Origin of the sequence: Chryseobacterium sp. B21-037, assembly GCF_028570785.1 — a bacterium.
Lineage (GTDB): Bacteria > Bacteroidota > Bacteroidia > Flavobacteriales > Weeksellaceae > Chryseobacterium > Chryseobacterium proteolyticum.
This window is the reverse complement of record NZ_JALGCB010000001.1, coordinates 3,421,247-3,437,018: the sequence shown is the minus strand read 5'-3', so window position 1 is coordinate 3,437,018 and position 15,772 is coordinate 3,421,247. Positions and strand designations below refer to the sequence as shown.

At 35.7% G+C, this 15,772-nt stretch carries 13 protein-coding genes and 1 tRNA gene; 3 read left to right on the top strand and 11 right to left on the bottom strand.

Translation table 11 applies throughout. From position 1 onward, the window contains the following. Positions 1-2: 2 nt before the first annotated feature. Both MTQ00_RS15235 and MTQ00_RS15230 read right to left on the bottom strand, forming a co-directional pair. Positions 3-1,445 (bottom strand): M56 family metallopeptidase, encoded by a 1,443-nt coding sequence (locus MTQ00_RS15235; protein WP_273650169.1) that lies wholly within the window; start codon positions 1,443-1,445, stop codon positions 3-5. 2 nt (positions 1,446-1,447) lie between these two features. Further along, positions 1,448-1,819, bottom strand: a complete 372-nt coding sequence (locus MTQ00_RS15230) for a BlaI/MecI/CopY family transcriptional regulator (RefSeq protein WP_172281443.1) — start codon at positions 1,817-1,819, stop codon at positions 1,448-1,450. 107 nt (positions 1,820-1,926) lie between these two features. Between MTQ00_RS15230 and MTQ00_RS15225 the strand changes: the two genes are divergently transcribed. Further along, positions 1,927-3,144: a PQQ-dependent sugar dehydrogenase gene (locus MTQ00_RS15225; protein ID WP_273650168.1), complete on the top strand. Its 1,218-nt coding sequence runs from the start codon at positions 1,927-1,929 to the stop codon at positions 3,142-3,144. A gap of 35 nt (positions 3,145-3,179) precedes the next feature. On the opposite strand, the gene MTQ00_RS15220 is transcribed toward MTQ00_RS15225, so the two are convergent. The 6 genes from MTQ00_RS15220 to MTQ00_RS15195 all read right to left on the bottom strand — a co-directional run bounded on the left by MTQ00_RS15220 (position 3,180) and on the right by MTQ00_RS15195 (position 10,721). Then, entirely contained in the window at positions 3,180-5,615 is a 2,436-nt protein-coding gene (locus MTQ00_RS15220; protein ID WP_273650166.1) for a TonB-dependent receptor plug domain-containing protein, read from the bottom strand. Positions 5,616-5,890: 275 nt separating this feature from the next. Further along, complete coding sequence (locus MTQ00_RS15215; RefSeq protein ID WP_273650164.1) at positions 5,891-7,267, bottom strand: tryptophanase; 1,377 nt, start codon at positions 7,265-7,267, stop codon at positions 5,891-5,893. 87 nt (positions 7,268-7,354) lie between these two features. After that, positions 7,355-7,972 carry a DUF502 domain-containing protein gene (locus MTQ00_RS15210; protein WP_172281435.1) on the bottom strand — a complete coding sequence of 206 codons (618 nt, stop codon included), beginning with the start codon at positions 7,970-7,972 and terminating at the stop codon, positions 7,355-7,357. Positions 7,973-7,994: 22 nt separating this feature from the next. Continuing rightward, positions 7,995-8,573, bottom strand: coding sequence for a tRNA-(ms[2]io[6]A)-hydroxylase (locus MTQ00_RS15205; protein WP_273650162.1), 579 nt, complete (start codon positions 8,571-8,573; stop codon positions 7,995-7,997). Between the two features lie 63 nt (positions 8,574-8,636). Continuing rightward, positions 8,637-9,725 carry an acyltransferase family protein gene (locus tag MTQ00_RS15200; RefSeq protein WP_273650160.1) on the bottom strand — a complete coding sequence of 363 codons (1,089 nt, stop codon included), beginning with the start codon at positions 9,723-9,725 and terminating at the stop codon, positions 8,637-8,639. A 111-nt stretch (positions 9,726-9,836) separates the two neighbouring features. Further along, on the bottom strand, positions 9,837-10,721 hold the full coding sequence (locus MTQ00_RS15195) for a metalloprotease (protein ID WP_172281430.1): 885 nt from the start codon (positions 10,719-10,721) through the stop codon (positions 9,837-9,839). 183 nt (positions 10,722-10,904) lie between these two features. Here MTQ00_RS15195 and rplU point away from each other — a divergent pair, with 183 nt between their 5' ends. Together rplU and rpmA are read left to right on the top strand one after the other, a co-directional pair. Then, positions 10,905-11,480, top strand: a complete 576-nt coding sequence (gene rplU, locus MTQ00_RS15190) for a 50S ribosomal protein L21 (RefSeq protein ID WP_273650157.1) — start codon at positions 10,905-10,907, stop codon at positions 11,478-11,480. Between the two features lie 18 nt (positions 11,481-11,498). Next, on the top strand, positions 11,499-11,756 hold the full coding sequence (rpmA, locus tag MTQ00_RS15185; RefSeq protein ID WP_007842221.1) for a 50S ribosomal protein L27: 258 nt from the start codon (positions 11,499-11,501) through the stop codon (positions 11,754-11,756). Between the two features lie 313 nt (positions 11,757-12,069). On the opposite strand, the gene MTQ00_RS15180 is transcribed toward rpmA, so the two are convergent. The 3 genes from MTQ00_RS15180 to MTQ00_RS15170 form a co-directional block, all read right to left on the bottom strand. After that, positions 12,070-14,595, bottom strand: coding sequence for a DUF5686 family protein (locus tag MTQ00_RS15180; protein ID WP_273650152.1), 2,526 nt, complete (start codon positions 14,593-14,595; stop codon positions 12,070-12,072). A 225-nt stretch (positions 14,596-14,820) separates the two neighbouring features. Beyond that, positions 14,821-14,894 (bottom strand) — tRNA-Asn (locus tag MTQ00_RS15175). A gap of 130 nt (positions 14,895-15,024) precedes the next feature. Then, a complete protein-coding gene (locus MTQ00_RS15170; protein ID WP_273650150.1) occupies positions 15,025-15,750 on the bottom strand; it encodes an AAA family ATPase in 726 nt (241 codons plus the stop codon). Between the last annotated feature and the right edge of the window lie 22 nt (positions 15,751-15,772).

Below are 15,772 nucleotides of genomic sequence, written 5' to 3'. Positions count from 1 at the left end.
TATCATTTTTTCTTATTTTCAAATATCATAGCTAATGGCAGCTTAAAAACCGTTGGTGCGGGTTTACCATCTGCCAGTGCGGGTTTCCAGTTGATATTTTCTGTAGAGGCTTTAATGGCTCTTACGCTCTCGTCATTAAAAAGTTTGTTTTTTCCATCTGCCACTACTTTTTCTACTGTCCCTTCGGCATTTATTGAAATGAATACATTAGATTGGAGCCGGCCTTCATCTCCTTTAAATACACTACCGTTAAAATTTTTTGCCACCTTGTTTCGGAATTCATTAATTCCCTGAGGGAATTCTGCCTGGATAAAAGAAGTGCTCGCCGGAGGCGGAGGTGGTGGGATGTTCTGATCTCCACTCATGTTTGCTTTCTTAGATCCATTTTTTTCTACACGAGGAGGAGATGGAGGAGGAGGTGCGCTATTTTTATTGATTTTTGCCTTTTTTACATTCGCCTTTTTTGTGGGGCGAATGGTGTCCGTAATACTTTGGTGATCTTTCCTACTCTGCTTAGAAGATATTTCTTGTAAAGTACTGAAGGATTCTACTGCATATTCTTCCATGGGTGTACCGTTACCTGAAACGTAATTGCTGGCATAGGTCTTTTGGACAAATAAGGCAAAGGCTGTTATGAGTATAGGGATGGTAATGGCTTTTTTTAAGCCTGCGAATTTGGTTTTTTTAGTGTTCATCATAATAAATCGTTTTTTGGTGTTGTTGAAATTAAATGAGTGTGTGAAATCAAATTTTTGAGAATCAATTATTTCATCGAGTATCAGATTTTGATAATCTTTGATATTGAAATTGTTTTTCAATACGCGGTCATCAGCTAAGAATTCATGATTGGTGATCATTGCTCTTCTGTAGAAAAAGAGGGCAGGATTAAACCATGTTATTACCTTTAAAAACTCGATCAGGAATAGATCCCAGCTATGCTTTTGATCCAGATGGCTTTTTTCATGTAAGAATATCCTTGGATCAATTTGGTCGTTAATAAGATAATTTTTCCCCAGGTAAATAGTTTTTCCAAAGGTGAATGGGGAGAGGTTATTCTCAGAGATGATTATTTTATACCCTTCCTGATATCTTACTTTTCCTTTTATATTCCGGATTTTTAAAATTGAGAGCAATGCCTTTACTAAAAGCATTAAAGTAATAGCTCCATATATAATCCAAAGAATATTGGTCCATTCAAAAGCTTCTTCCTTAGCCGGAAGGCTTAATATCTGTTGAGTGGTTTCTTCAAAAATTAGTTGTGGACTTTCTGTTGTAACGGGACCTTTTGCTGTGATTGAGATAAAAGGAACCGTATAGGCAAATGCGAGGGAAAAAAGCAGAAAGAACCTGTTAAAGTGGTGCGTTTTTTCTTTTTCCAATAACAAATGGTACACTCCAATAAAAAGTGAACAACACAAAACAATTTTAAAAAAAATGTAAAGCATCTTTATTCTTTTATTTTCTGATCAATTATTTCGCGCAGTTCAATCAATTGCTTCTGGGTTAGTTTTGTGTTGGATGTAAAAAATGAAGCAAACTGGGTCACGGAGCTGTTGAAAAAGCGGTCAATCATGGAAGTCATTTCTTCCCTGAAATATTCTCCTTTAGCTACTTTTGGGTAGTATTCACGGGAATTTCCATATAATGTGTATCCTATCAGATCTTTATTCTGCATTCTTTTAAGCAATGTAGCTACTGTAGTGGATGCAGGTTTGGGTTCCGGGTAAAGATCCAGAATATCTTTCATGAATACTTTCTGTTTATCCCAGATGATCTCCATGAGAACTTTTTCCGAATCTGTTAATTTTATTTCTTTCATATTCTACAATTTGAAATGTTGTTCTACAAATGTAGAATAAAATTTTAAATCAACAAATTTTATGGCACTATTTTTCCATTGTTTTTTTAACCAATAATCACAACGCTATGAAATTCAATAAGTTTTATGTACCAATCATTAGTCTTTTTTTAGTTTTATCTTCATGCAAGAAAAATAACGTCAATGCTCAAAAGGTCAGCAGTGATGGAAGTGTGGAAACAGAAAAGCCTAATTCAGACTATAAACCTGCCTTTGCAGGACAAACCAGAATTAAGGCTGTAAAGACATCTACACCCTACAATGTTGAGGTTTTAAATAAAGATCTGGGCAGACCTTGGGGAATTATTAATTTACCAGACGGGAGATTTTTGATCACTGAAAAATCCGGGTTTATGAATGTTGTTTCTAAAGATGGGAAGCAGATTTCTAAGATATCAGGATTTCCTAAAGTCGATGCAAAAGGACAGGGAGGAATGCTGGATGTTGCACTGGATCCAGATTTTAAAAATAACAGTATTATTTACTTTAGTTTTTCTGAACCCTTTGGGAAGGGTAATCTGACCTCTGTAGCAAAAGGTAAACTTTCAGGAGATTTAAAAATGATATCAGATGTAAAAGTCATTTTCCGTGCTGAACCATCATATGACGGAGATAAACATTACGGAAGCCGATTGGCCTTTGATAAAGATGGGAATTTGTTTGTAAGTACCGGAGAAAGATCAGATAAAGAAACCAGGGTGTATGCCCAGAAAACGGATAATTATTTAGGTAAAATCCTTAAAATAACAAAAGAAGGAAAACCCGCTCCGGGAAATCCATTCATCGGAAAGGCCGGATTTAAACATGAGATTTATGCCTATGGTATAAGAAATCCGCAAGGTTTGGCAATAGATCCCAACGGGTCCTTATGGGATGTGGAAATGGGTCCAAGGGGAGGTGATGAAATTAACTTAATTCAAGCGGGTAAAAATTATGGATGGGGTGACGTAACCTATGGTATTGAATACTCCGGAGCGAAAGTGGGAGAGGGAATTACCCAGAGAGAGGGTACGGAGCAACCTGTTTATTACTGGGATCCGGTAATCTCTCCAAGTGGTGTTACTTTTTATACAGGAAATATAGATGAGTGGAAAGGTAATTTGTTTATTGGCTGCTTAAGTGGTGAACACATCAACCGGATTGTGATGAAAGATAATAAAGTGGTTGGAGAAGAACGTTTGCTTGCTGATCAGAAAGAAAGATTCAGGGATGTGTTGGATGGAATAGACGGAAACATCTATGCTGTTACCGACAGTGGGAAATTATATAAAATTTCTAAGAAATAAAAAAAAGGCTCCGATAAATCCGGAGCCTTTTTTATTTAAAATCTGAAATTAAATCTTGCAAAAGCCTGTCTTCCGGAAAAGCCCATCTGAACAGGATCGAAAATACCACCGGATTCTGTATTTCCTGCAGAAACAGCCTCTCTTTGTAAAGTGGGATATCTGTTGAATAAATTCTTACTTCCAATAGTTAAACTAATATTTTTTGAAAAATCATACCCGAAAGATAGATCAGTGGTTACTTTAGCGTTGTAGGTCTGATAATCATCAGGGCCATTGTAGCCAATTAATGTGAGTTTATCAAATCTAACCAACTGTATATTAGCATTGAACTTGTTAATTTTATAGTTAACATTTAAATTAATTTTAGTCTTCGGAGCTGAGGCGAGGATAAAAGCACGTTCACGCGCACTTAAATATATATCTTCTTTTCCTTTTAATTTTTCTGAAACGTTTACAGATGTGATCTCCATTTCGTTGTAGTTTCCTGCTAAAGTTGTGGTTAATCTTCCGTTTCCAAGTGTTTCATTGTAGCTTAATATAACATCTACACCCTTTGTTCTTGTGTCTATGGCATTGGAAAAAAATTGTGCCTGATCAATATAAGGATAATCTGCCTGAACATCAGGTGGAAGGTCTGTTCTGGCAAAGTTACCTGTCAATACAATTCGGTTTTTTACATTAATGTAGTACCCATCAACAGTTGCAGTAAACTTTCCCGTGTTGAATGTAAACCCTACACTCCCGTTAAGAGATGTTTCTTGTTTTAATTGAGATATCCCGGATTTTACAGCTAAATCACTGTCATTTGATGCTAATTGGATCGTTACAAGATTACCTCCCTGAAAATTCGTGAATTGAAGCGCATAATATTTTTGAGCTAACGAAGGAGCTCTGAACCCTGTTGAAACTGAACCTCGAAGTGCAAATTGAGGAGTTATCGCATATCTTGTTGCAAATTTCCCATTAATGGTACTTCCAAAATCACTGTAGTTTTCAAATCTACCTGCTGCACTAACCATCCATTTTTTGGTAATATCAAGCTCGGTATCGATATAGGCTGCAAAATTATTTCTACTTTTATTAACTTCCTGAGAATATCCGGGAAAGCCCTGGGAGCCTCCAGGTCTGATGTTGCCTGTTAAAGGATTTATTACTAAAAGACTAGGATCTGTATTTGAAGTTACAATGTTCCCGTTGACATCATACATTGCATAAGATGCTTCTTGCCCCCTTATAACATTAAATTTTTCGTACCTAAACTCAGATCCGAAAGCGATATTTAGTCCTTCTAACACTCCAAATTGTTTCGTTGCATTAAATCCTGTTGTATTTTGAAGTAACGAGTGCCCTCCTGCGTTAAAACTTGTAGGAGATTTTATATCTAATGTAGCATTAATTGTATTGTCTATCTGGTACGTAAATCTGTTATTGCCAAAGGCATTATAAACATCGGCATCCCAACCTGCAACTTTAAACTTTAAACCATTATCAAATGTAAAATCTGTGATGCTTGTATCCTGAATAGGGTTAAATCCATTTGGATAAACCTGCGGTATGTTTCCATCTGCATCTGCTTTTCTGGTCCATGCATTAGCATCTGTATTTCTATGGGAAAACCCGGGATGAGAATAAAATTTTATATTATCTGATAATGGAACTTCAATATTTCCAAAGAAATATACATTTTGTGATTTTGCATCTCCAAAACGTTGTCTTGGGGCATCATAAACCGTAGGATTAGCATTTCTGATTGCATATTCTTTATTGATGAATTCTGCGGTAAAATTTGCAAATCCTCCTTGTGATCCTATTTTTGTTCCATAATTTCCGTTAAAATCAAAAGTAAGCCCGTCAATTTTATGATCTGATACAACATCTTTATCTCCGGGACTTTTAAAAAGGTTCATCCCGTAAAATGCATTTCCTTCAAAGCCTTTATCTCGGTCATTTAAGATGACGTTGATAACGCCTGCAATAGCATCGGAACCGTATTGAGCGGAAGCTCCATCGCGAAGGACTTCAATCCTTTTAATAGCTCCGATCGGAATGGTGTTCATGTCATATCCGGTGTTTCCTCTTCCCTTAGTTCCGAAAAGATTGATCAGTGAAGACTGATGGTATCTTTTGCCGTTTAATAAAAGTAAAGTCTGGTCTGGTCCCAATCCTCTGAGAGTGGCTGGATCGACAGCATCTGCACCATCTGACCCCGATTGTTTATTGGAATTAAATGAAGGTGCCGAAAACTGCAGGAGCTGGTTCACTTCAACTTGCCCTGTAGATTGACTTACCTGTTTGATGTCAATAACATCGATGGGAACAGGAGTGTCTATTACTGTTCTTTTTTTGTTTCGGCTCCCCGTAATAGCTACTTCTTCAATTTTTGCTTCTTTAGAAATGGTGTCATTGATTTGCTGCGAATATAAAGCCGCAGTGCTGCCCAGAAATAAAGCGCTTAGATATTTAATTTTCATATATATTGAGTTTCTGAGATTGGTAATTCAATCAAAAGTATTGATTTTTGTTTTTAAATCATCAGAAAAAATCACTATTATTTGAAAAGTGTTATGAAAAATGGATGCGATGCATAATTATATGAAAATTTTCAATCAAATAGTAAAAATTAGTTAAAATCGTAAAATACATAAATGATATGTTGTGTATTTTTCCTTATTACGATTTTTTTTAACAATTTATTCTCGTATATGTATATAAAATGAAAAAACCGGAATTACTCCGGTTTTAATTTTTATGCTTTTTCTAATTGAACAGTAAAATGTCTTAAAAGATCTGGCTCCCATGTTATCTTATATCCTTTTGCGATTTCATCACGGCGTTCATAAACGTTTTTGATCGCTGCAGCAATATAATCCATATGATTATTCGTATAGGTTCTCCTAGGAATTGCTAATCGAACCAGCTCCAATTTCGGATAACGGTTTTGTCTTGTCTCTGGATCTCTGTCTGCTAGCAAGGTGCCGATTTCAACCGTTCTGATGCCAGCTTCTTTGTAGATTTCAAGACCTAAAGTCTGTGCCGGATATTCTTCCCTTGATACTTTTGGAAGGAAATTTAAAGAATCAATAAAAACGGCATGTCCTCCGATAGGCTTTTGCACAGGAATTCCGTATTCAATCAGCTTATTTCCAAGATATTCAACCTGGGAGATCCTGCTTTCCAGATAAGCAAATTCCGTAGCTTCATCCAGTCCAACGGCTAATGCTGCCATATCTCTTCCGGCCATACCTCCGTAGGTTATGAAGCCTTCATAGATAATTGTAAAATTGGAAGCCTTTCTGAAAACCTCCTCGTTATTCAATGCGATGAAACCACCGATGTTTACCAATCCATCTTTTTTGGAGCTCATGGTCATTCCATCACCATATGAGAAGATCTCTTTGCAGATTTCTTTAATGCTTCTGTTTTCCTGGCTTTTTTCTCTTTTTTTAATGAAATAAGCGTTTTCAGCAAATCTTGCAGAGTCGAAAAAAACAGGAATTCCGTATTGATTGGAAAGTTCTCTTACTGCTTTCATATTTTCCAGAGAAACTGGCTGACCTCCTGAAGAATTACAGGTGATGGTAATTAAACAAAAAGGGATTTTTTCTTTTGGATAGCTTTTGTAAATCTCTTCCAGCTTTTCAAGATTAATATTTCCCTTAAACGGATGTAGATCATTAATATCAAATGCTTCATCAATTGTGCAGTCTACTGCATGTGCTTTGCGAAACTCAATATGTCCTTTTGTAGTATCGAAATGGGAATTTCCGGGAACTATATCTCCTTCTTTTACCAGAACAGAAAACAGCACGTTTTCAGCTGCTCTTCCCTGGTGAGTGGGCAAAAGATATTGAAATCCGGTTATATTTTTTACAGTATTGTGAAGTTGGTCGAAAGAACGGGAACCGGCATAGCTTTCGTCACCGGTCATTAATGCTCCCCACTGTCTGTCCGACATGGCTCCGGTTCCGGAATCGGTTAGTAAATCGATAAAAACCTGTGATGATTTTAAGTTGAATAAGTTGTAATTGGCTTCTTTAAGCCACTGCTCTCTTTCTTCTCTTGTTGATTGACGGATTTCTTCAATCATTTTAATGCGGAAAGGTTCCGCGTACGGTAAATTCATGAGTTAAGTATTTTATTGTTTTGTAAAGAAAATTTGTTTGAAAATAATTTCAATTCATCAGTATATATTTAAAGGAGCAGGAGAATACTACTCAGGCGCTTTAAATATATTTTCATCGGAGTGGAAACCGGCTACACCACCACTCACTGCAAATTTCATTGCAGAAGCAGCAGACATTCCCACTACAGGTTTGATGTTTTTTTCTTCCGTAACAATTACCCATCCGGAAATAGCATAGGAGTGAGGAAGATAAACAGCAACATAATTATGTTTATCCACATCTGCCATTTCTTTCTGGGTTAAAAAACCAATTCTCCAGATCTCAGGATGCTCATTGGTTTTTACCCATACAGGATCATTAAATTTTTTCTTGTCACCAACAAATGATGACATTACATCTTTAGTTGGCGTATAAATATGTTTTACCCCCGGTGTTCTTTCCAACAGGCTGTCCATTGTGTCGAAAAAAAATCTTCCCACAACGAATTTATTACCCAGGTAGCCCAAAAGTGCGGTGATTAAAATAGTTGATACAAAAACCAAACCCGGTATTTCTTTTGCCACAGATGGAATTATATTATCAATAGACGTGACAACATACCATATGACAAATATCGTTAGCCCGATAGGTCCGATAATAACAAGTCCCTGAAAGAAATTTTTCAGGAAAAAATTGGCGATATTTTCGAAAGTCAGTTTTTTCAACGTATTCAGTTACTAATTTTGTTTAGCCATGTATGCTTTCCTTATTGCCGTATGACTTAATAATTTTAGCTTCATATTCCAGCCACTCCTCCCAGCGTTTGTTTACTTTTTCGGGATCTCCAAGCTGTCTTGCAAAACTAATGAAAGTTGTATAATGGTTAGCCTCCGAAATCATTAAGTCCCTGTAAAAATTTTTAAGCTCTTCATCTTTGATATTTTCTGTAAGGACTTTAAATCTTTCGCAGCTTCTTGCTTCTATCATAGCGGCAAATAACATTTTATCAACGATAAGATCTTCTCTGCTGCCCTGGATAATGAACTTCATCAATTCATTTACATAATCATCTTTCCTTGCTCTTCCGAACTTGTATCCCCTGCTCTTGATGATCTCATGAACCTGATTGAAATGATCCAATTCTTCCTGTGCAATAGCAAGAAGTTCGGTTACAATTTCAGGGTGTTCCGGAAGCATCGTAATCAATCCGATAGCGTTTGTAGCTGCTTTTTGTTCGCACCAGGCATGATCGGTTAAAATTTCTTCAATGTTTCCTTCCGCAATATTTGCCCACCTTGGATCCGTGGGAAGTTTCAACTTAAACATGTTTTAAAATTTCTGTAAATTTAAAGTAAATTACAATAACAAATCTTGTTTTATTCCAGTTATTTAAGAAGCGGTCTTTCTTCGTAAAAATTCTAAAATATTCCACCCTAAACGATCTACTTTCATTAAAAATCCTGCAATCGTTGTTGCGAGGATAATATTCGTTATATAGATTAAAATCATTAATATCCACCACGGTACATCTTGCTTGAAATGAACGACTAAAAAATAAACAAGAGAAGAACTTATTCCCTGTGCAAAATAAAAGAATATTGCATTCTTTCCGATATAAGTAATAAAATTTTCTTTTGTGATCTTTAATCTGTTATAAAAAACAAATAACGTAACCAGTGAAAACAGGGTCCATATGATATAGGGAGTTTTAGGAGGGAACTTATTTTTATTGATCTTGTAAAATATTTCGCTTCCATAATACCAGAACATCCAGATTAGCAGAATTCCAACCGCTGCATAAAGTGCGGGGATGATACGGGAAGGGATTTTCTTTCCCTTCATTCTATTGGCAATTAAGAAAACCGCAAGATAAAAAGCAACATATCCCACCTGGCCTGTTGGATAAAACCACGGAAATAAATTAAATATTAGTGTCAAAGCAATACACAGTCCTATAAACCAATTAATATGTTTAGAGAAGAATCTTAAAATCAATACACCGAAAACAGCTAATATAAAGTATACTTTTAAATACCAGAAGCTTCCCATTACTACGGGGAATGTATCGGCATTGGTGTATTGATGGAGGTACCAGTTCCCTAAATTTTGCCATTGAGGTTCCGTAGATATATTTGTTGTCGCGTATTTTGAGCCGAATGTAGAGTAAAAGTTTTGCAACCATTCTACAGAAAAAAAGCTTAACCCGAAAACTTTAAAAAAGTAATCCAGGAAAAACAGGAATGTTACAAAAATCATATAGGTGATTTGTAGTTTGAGCAGGCGGTAGAACGTTTTCTCAATATTGGTTCCGGATGTAATTCCACTTAATGCATAAAACAAAGCTACATCAAATACTAAAGAAAAGACCCTGACTTCCGCCGGGATATAAAACTGCCCCGACCAGAATGCTGTGTGGATGAATATAATGGAAAGCGTTGCTAATCCTTTTGCAAAATCAATGTAGAGATCCCTGTTCATTATGGTAATTGATAAAGTTCAAAAATAGATAAAGTTTGGAAATAATTTTAAAAATAAAAAAGAGGTAAAGCGAACTTTACCTCCTTTCCTAAATATGTTAATAATGAATGTTTAAAGTTTTCTAAACTCTTCTGCAGAAATTTCTCCGGTTTGGATTTTTCTTAACTCGTCCATATATTGGCTCATATAAGCGTCAATTTCAGGATTTCTTGAATTTTTCCCCATTTTATAGGTTCCGTTAAGGACTCCTTGATAGTAATAAAAGAAGTTATAGTCGAAATCAGCCGCAGATAAACTGTACTGTCCAAGCAGGAAGCCTAAACGAACAGCAGATCTTCTTTGAGGAGGAGTTCCGTGATGGTTATAACTTGAGGTCTGATAATCTCCGATGCTTTGTGCAAATTCATAGGCTGCTGCAATTTCAGAGAATTGAGTTTTGTTATACCCGTTCGGTCTTCTTAGATAATACCCTGCAAAACCATCGGCTTCAAGCTCATTAGGTCTTGCTGTAGATTCATTTACAGAAGGCAGGTTAAACGCATATTGTAGTTGGTGGCCGTATTCATGTGCCAGGATCATAGCATTCACGATATCTCCGCCTTTATTTTTTGCATCAGCGTAGATCGCATAACCATAATAGATTTTTCCTGTAGAGTAGGAAATAGCATTATAGGTGGAGTTGAAATTGGAAGGATCGTTTACAAATCGCAATGTTGGGTTACTTCTTCCCCACATACTGGCAATTTTTGTCATTTGCCCGTTCATGAAGTTGGTGTCGGCACTCGTTTGTAAGCCGGTTAAAAGGACTGCTGTAGAACTCCAGTTTTGATCAACATAAGAGCAGCTTCTCTGAAGGTCTCCGGGTTGTTCAATTTTAGCATTTTCAGTGGATGAATTTGGTAAGACGTTGTCTTCCATTTTGTCGTCGTTACATGCTGATAAAGATAATACAGCAATAGCTCCTGCTAAAAAGCAGAATTTAAAGTTTCTTTTCATAAAATATTTTTTTGGTGAAAACGAAGGTATAAATTATTTTTTAGATAATTAATATATAAATAGTTAAAATTATTCCTTCGTTGGTGAAAAAGTGTTTATAGTGAAAAATATTGTTTTGATTGTAAGCAGTTTATAAAATAATTTGTATATTTGCACCTCGAAATAACTAAAAATTTATAAACAATGTTTGCAATTGTAGAAATAGCAGGGCTTCAATACAAAGTTGAGCAAGACCAGAAGTTGTTTGTACACCGTTTAAAAGGAGATAAAGGAGGAAAAGTTTCTTTCGATAAAGTTCTTCTTACTGTAAACGGTACAATCACTGTAGGCGCCCCAGCTGTAAGCGGGATCACTGTAGAAGCGGAGATCTTAGACCATGTTAAAGCTGATAAAGTAATCGTTTTCAAAAAGAAAAGAAGAAAAGGTTATGAAGTGAAAAACGGTCATAGACAATCTTTAACTCAAATTCAAATTACAGGAATCACTGGATTTGAAGGAGGTGCAAAGAAAGCAGCTAAAAAAGAAACAGTAAAGGCTGAAGTTCTTTCAGACAACGCAACTGTTAACTTTGGTGAAGATCATGAGTTGAACTATCACTTAAAGAAACACAATTTGTCTCAGTCTAAAGAAAACAGAGAAACTTTAATTACTTTAGGAAAAGCTGTTAAAGTTGAATTAGAGAAAAAAGTTCTTACTCACGAAGAAGTAGATGCTGCTATCGTTAAGAACATTGATCAATTTAAAGCTCTTAATAAATAATAATAATCTACAAATAAAATGGCACACAAGAAAGGAGTCGGTAGTTCCAAAAACGGTAGAGAATCTCACTCTAAAAGATTAGGTGTAAAGATTTTCGGTGGACAAGAAGCTATTGCCGGTAATATTATTATCAGACAGAGAGGTACTCAACACCACCCAGGTGAAAACGTGGGGATGGGTAAAGACCATACTTTGTTTGCATTAGTAGACGGTAAAGTAGTTTTCAGAAAGAAAGCAAATAACAGATCTTTTGTATCTGTAGAACCAAACGCTTAATTTAAGCGTTCTATAAAATAAAAGCCTCAACATTGTTGAGGCTTTTTTATGTTTAAATGGTATGGAATTTTTTCAATATCCTAATTTTGTCTTGAAAATCCGGGAAAGCCTACATAAAAGGATCTTAAAAAAATGATGTTGCTGATCTTGAGCTGTAATGATCTCTTCTAGTGTTTCTGGCTGTTCTAAACCGGCTTAGCTGTAGTAGCCTATATTTTGCCTTTAATCTATTTTGATAACGGAATAATGCTCGATATTCTTGAATGTTTTTACTTGCTTATCAGATGGAAATTATTTGTCTTTCTAAAGTATTTTAAAAGCCTACCTGGAATCCTGCTTTTACGCCAAATGTAGAAATGTCAGGCCTGTTGAGGTAGTTGCCTCTCCAGTTGAAATCTACCCTGAAGATCCTCAGGTTTCCAAATCCAATATTTTCAATTCCGAAACCGTATTCATAATAAATATGATCACTAGGAGCAGAATACTTAAAACCTTCAACGTTAATCTTTTTAGATGCATCGCTCAGTGTTCCGTATGCACTTCTGATAAAAGCTATTTCTCTTAATTTGAGTTTCTTGATTAGTGGAATATAGGAAAGGATTTTACCATTGAAATGATGTTCCAGATGCAGCGTCGTATATGTATCTGCAACGAACTCATAATAATTAAGTTGTGCAAATGTATTTCCTACCAAACTATAAGATTGGTTTCCGGGAATTATATTTTGTAAGGCTAGCGGAACTGTATTGAAGTTTTTTCCTGCTTCAAAATTGATTAGTGTTTTTCCCCAGCTTCCGATTAATACCGGTTTGTAAAATAAGAATTGTAGTTTATTATAATTGAAATCAGCATTAAACAGGCCTTCCAGTCCTCTTGTGTACTTTAAAACAATAGTAGGAGCCAAGGTTCCATGTTCGTGTCTGTCAACTCCGGTTTGTGAAAATTTAGCACCAGGTCTTGCTATTAAGCTAAGGGTTACATGGGAATCATTAACGGTTTTTCTTAATTCTCCGTTTCTGTAATACATAAGGTTGAAGCCGTCAGGATTTGCTGATTTGATGCTTTGCATAGTTCCATCTACCCGTATTTGAAAGTTCTTCCATGGCTCAATAGAAGCAAATACATTAGTTTGATTCAGGGAGCTTAAAGAGGCATTATCTCCCCTTGCGAAGACTGTAGACGAGGCAAATGTACGAGACATGATTCCGTCATCAGTTGTTAGCTGAACACCGAGCTGCATAACATCTCTTCTGGTGCCAGCTCCGATCATAAACCGGTTGACTTTATTAAACATATATTTTGCTTCAACACCATATTTGAACTGCTGATCTTTAAATCCATATGCTGTATAAAACTGGATTCTCCAAGGATCGTTCATGGAAAAATAACTTCTCGCTCCCAGTCTTATTCTGTCTCCCTCTACTTCGTTTACTCCATAAACTGAAAAAATGGGACCCAAATCTATTCCCTTTGTTATGTTGTAGTATCCTGATCCAAGGGTTTCATATAACTTTACAATCCGGTTGAATTTCGGGACCTTCTGAAGCTTATCAAGCATATCATAGACTCCCTGTTCAGATTTGGATAGCGTATCAGGTCTCGCTTTAGCCCAGTAAGCATCATCCTTATCTACAAATTTATTGTCATACTCTTCCTCCTTTCGGGTGAAAACCGATGGAGCAAGTGGCTTGTTAAATTCATATTCCGAATAGTCTACAGTTCTTTTAGCGATGATACTTTTAGATGTTTTCTTTTTTGAGAAAGGGGTCAGCTCTACTACGGTTACAAATTTTCTAGGCAGGAAAGTATTTTCGTCGGGGTTGTCGTATTCCAGCTCTGTGGAAATCCCATTGACGAAATTTACATTCATTTTTTGTGTTGATTTTAACGTCGCTCCTAAAACTGCATAAGTGTCGGTATCAATATAAAGATAGCCCTGAAATGCTAAAATTTCTGTTCTTTTAGGCTGATACCTGATTTTATAAGCATTCTCACCATGTATAGCAATCGTATCGATCAGATTATAGTCATACGTACTAAAACCATCAGTTCCTACAGGACTTGGAAAACCAATATCAAAATAATTCAGGTTATTGTCATAGATATTGATGTCCCTGTAGAGATTTTTTGCCGTTAAAGTTACAATTTGATTATCCTGAAAACCAGATGTTTTTTGAGCTATTAAAAGCTTTTTGGTTTTCTTGCCGGGCTTATTTTCTCCGTAATTTTCATAAATTGATTCATTCAGGAAGATGGGCAGAGCCATTTTTCCACTTGCCGTTGAGTCGGCATAATCAAAGATGAAATCCAGCTTGTTGAAGATCTTTCTCTTCATAAAGGCGCTGTCCAGATTATTAGCGTCAAACTGTATTTTTTCGTATTCCTTATAAGTGTAGGTATCGAATTTACTTAGACCATTATTTCTTTTTCTTTTCCATACTTCCTGCATAATGGCATAAGCGGGATTTTCCTTCTTGTTTTTATATTTTGTTTTCTCGTTATGGATCACAACTTCTTCAATGTTTTCCACCTTTTCTTTGGAAAGCTTTACGAAGATATTATTGGCATTATCTGGGGTAACATCTATACTTTGTAAGGCATAGCTTTTTCTTAAGAATTTTAATTTGTAAATAATACTGTCTGATTGAACGCTGAAGGCTCCCGTAGTTGTTGTTAAAAAAGGTTGATTACTATCATTGATAAATACATCCACCCCGGTAACTTCTTTATTGGTTTTGGCATCAACAATTTTGCCACTTGCAGCATTTTGTGCGCATACAATACCGGAAAATAAAAGAAAAAGGTAGAGATAGTGGTATTTAGAGTTATTAATTAACATTAGGTATTTCTTCAAGCATTTAGCATAAACAAAAAGTATGCTGTTTATTTAAAACGGATAAGATTTAAAAAAATTTCGTGTGTATTTACAAAAATGCAAATGTAACAAAAATAACAGGACCAATTTGATTAATTATGACCTATGATTTTAAAAGACAATAGGATAGGACAGAATTTATTCCGAATGAAAAATAAAAAAGACTTACATTTCTGTAAGTCTTTTTTGCTCCTCCTGCTGGGCTCGAACCAGCGACCCTCTGATTAACAGTCAGATGCTCTAACCAACTGAGCTAAGGAGGAATTTTCCTTTGTTTTAAGTGGTGCAAATATAATATGAATATTTATATCAGGCAAGTTTTACGTTCAATTATCAATGATTTTAAAGTAAATAGGTTGAATTTCAATAAGAAATATTTTGCTTGTCATCTTATTAAATGGAGTAATCCTCAAATAAATAACGGAAATACAATTCCGGGGATTCTAAAAAACTTTTTGTTAACTGATAATGCTCCGTTTCTTTATAATCAATCTGTTTAATTTTATCATCCAGTAAATAGACTTCAGCTTCCGGATAGCTCATCAAAATAGGTGAATGGCTGGAAATAATGAATTGGGCTTTTCCAGCTTTTTCCAGCTTGTGAATAATTGACAATAGGGAAAGTTGTCTTTGCGGAGAAAGAGCGGCTTCCGGCTCATCAAGGATATAAATGCCTTTCTGAAAATGGTTATGAAATAATGATAAAAAAGCTTCGCCATGGGATTGCTGATGAAGAGATTTTCCCCCGTAAGCATCTAAAACACTTCTGTCTTCTTCGGCTACTTCATCAATATATGTTGCGAAATTAAAAAAGCTTTCTGCCCTCATAAAAAAGCCTTGTGCTGTTTTGGTATCCCATGAAAGTTTAAGGTGTTCTGCCAGTTCGGATTCCGTTTTATGAAAATTATAATTATGATTTCTATTTCCTCCCGAAACATTGAAATCGCATTTTTCGGCAATAGCTTCTAGCAAAGTTGATTTTCCAATCCCATTTTCACCAACAAAGAAAGTGACATTGCTTCGAAGTCTAAGATTTAATCCACTACTCAAAAAAGGAAGGTTGAAGGGAAAATCCTTCGGATGGTCTTCGTTTAAATAAATCCTGGATAAATAAGGCATTTGTCTGTTTTTAGTTGATATT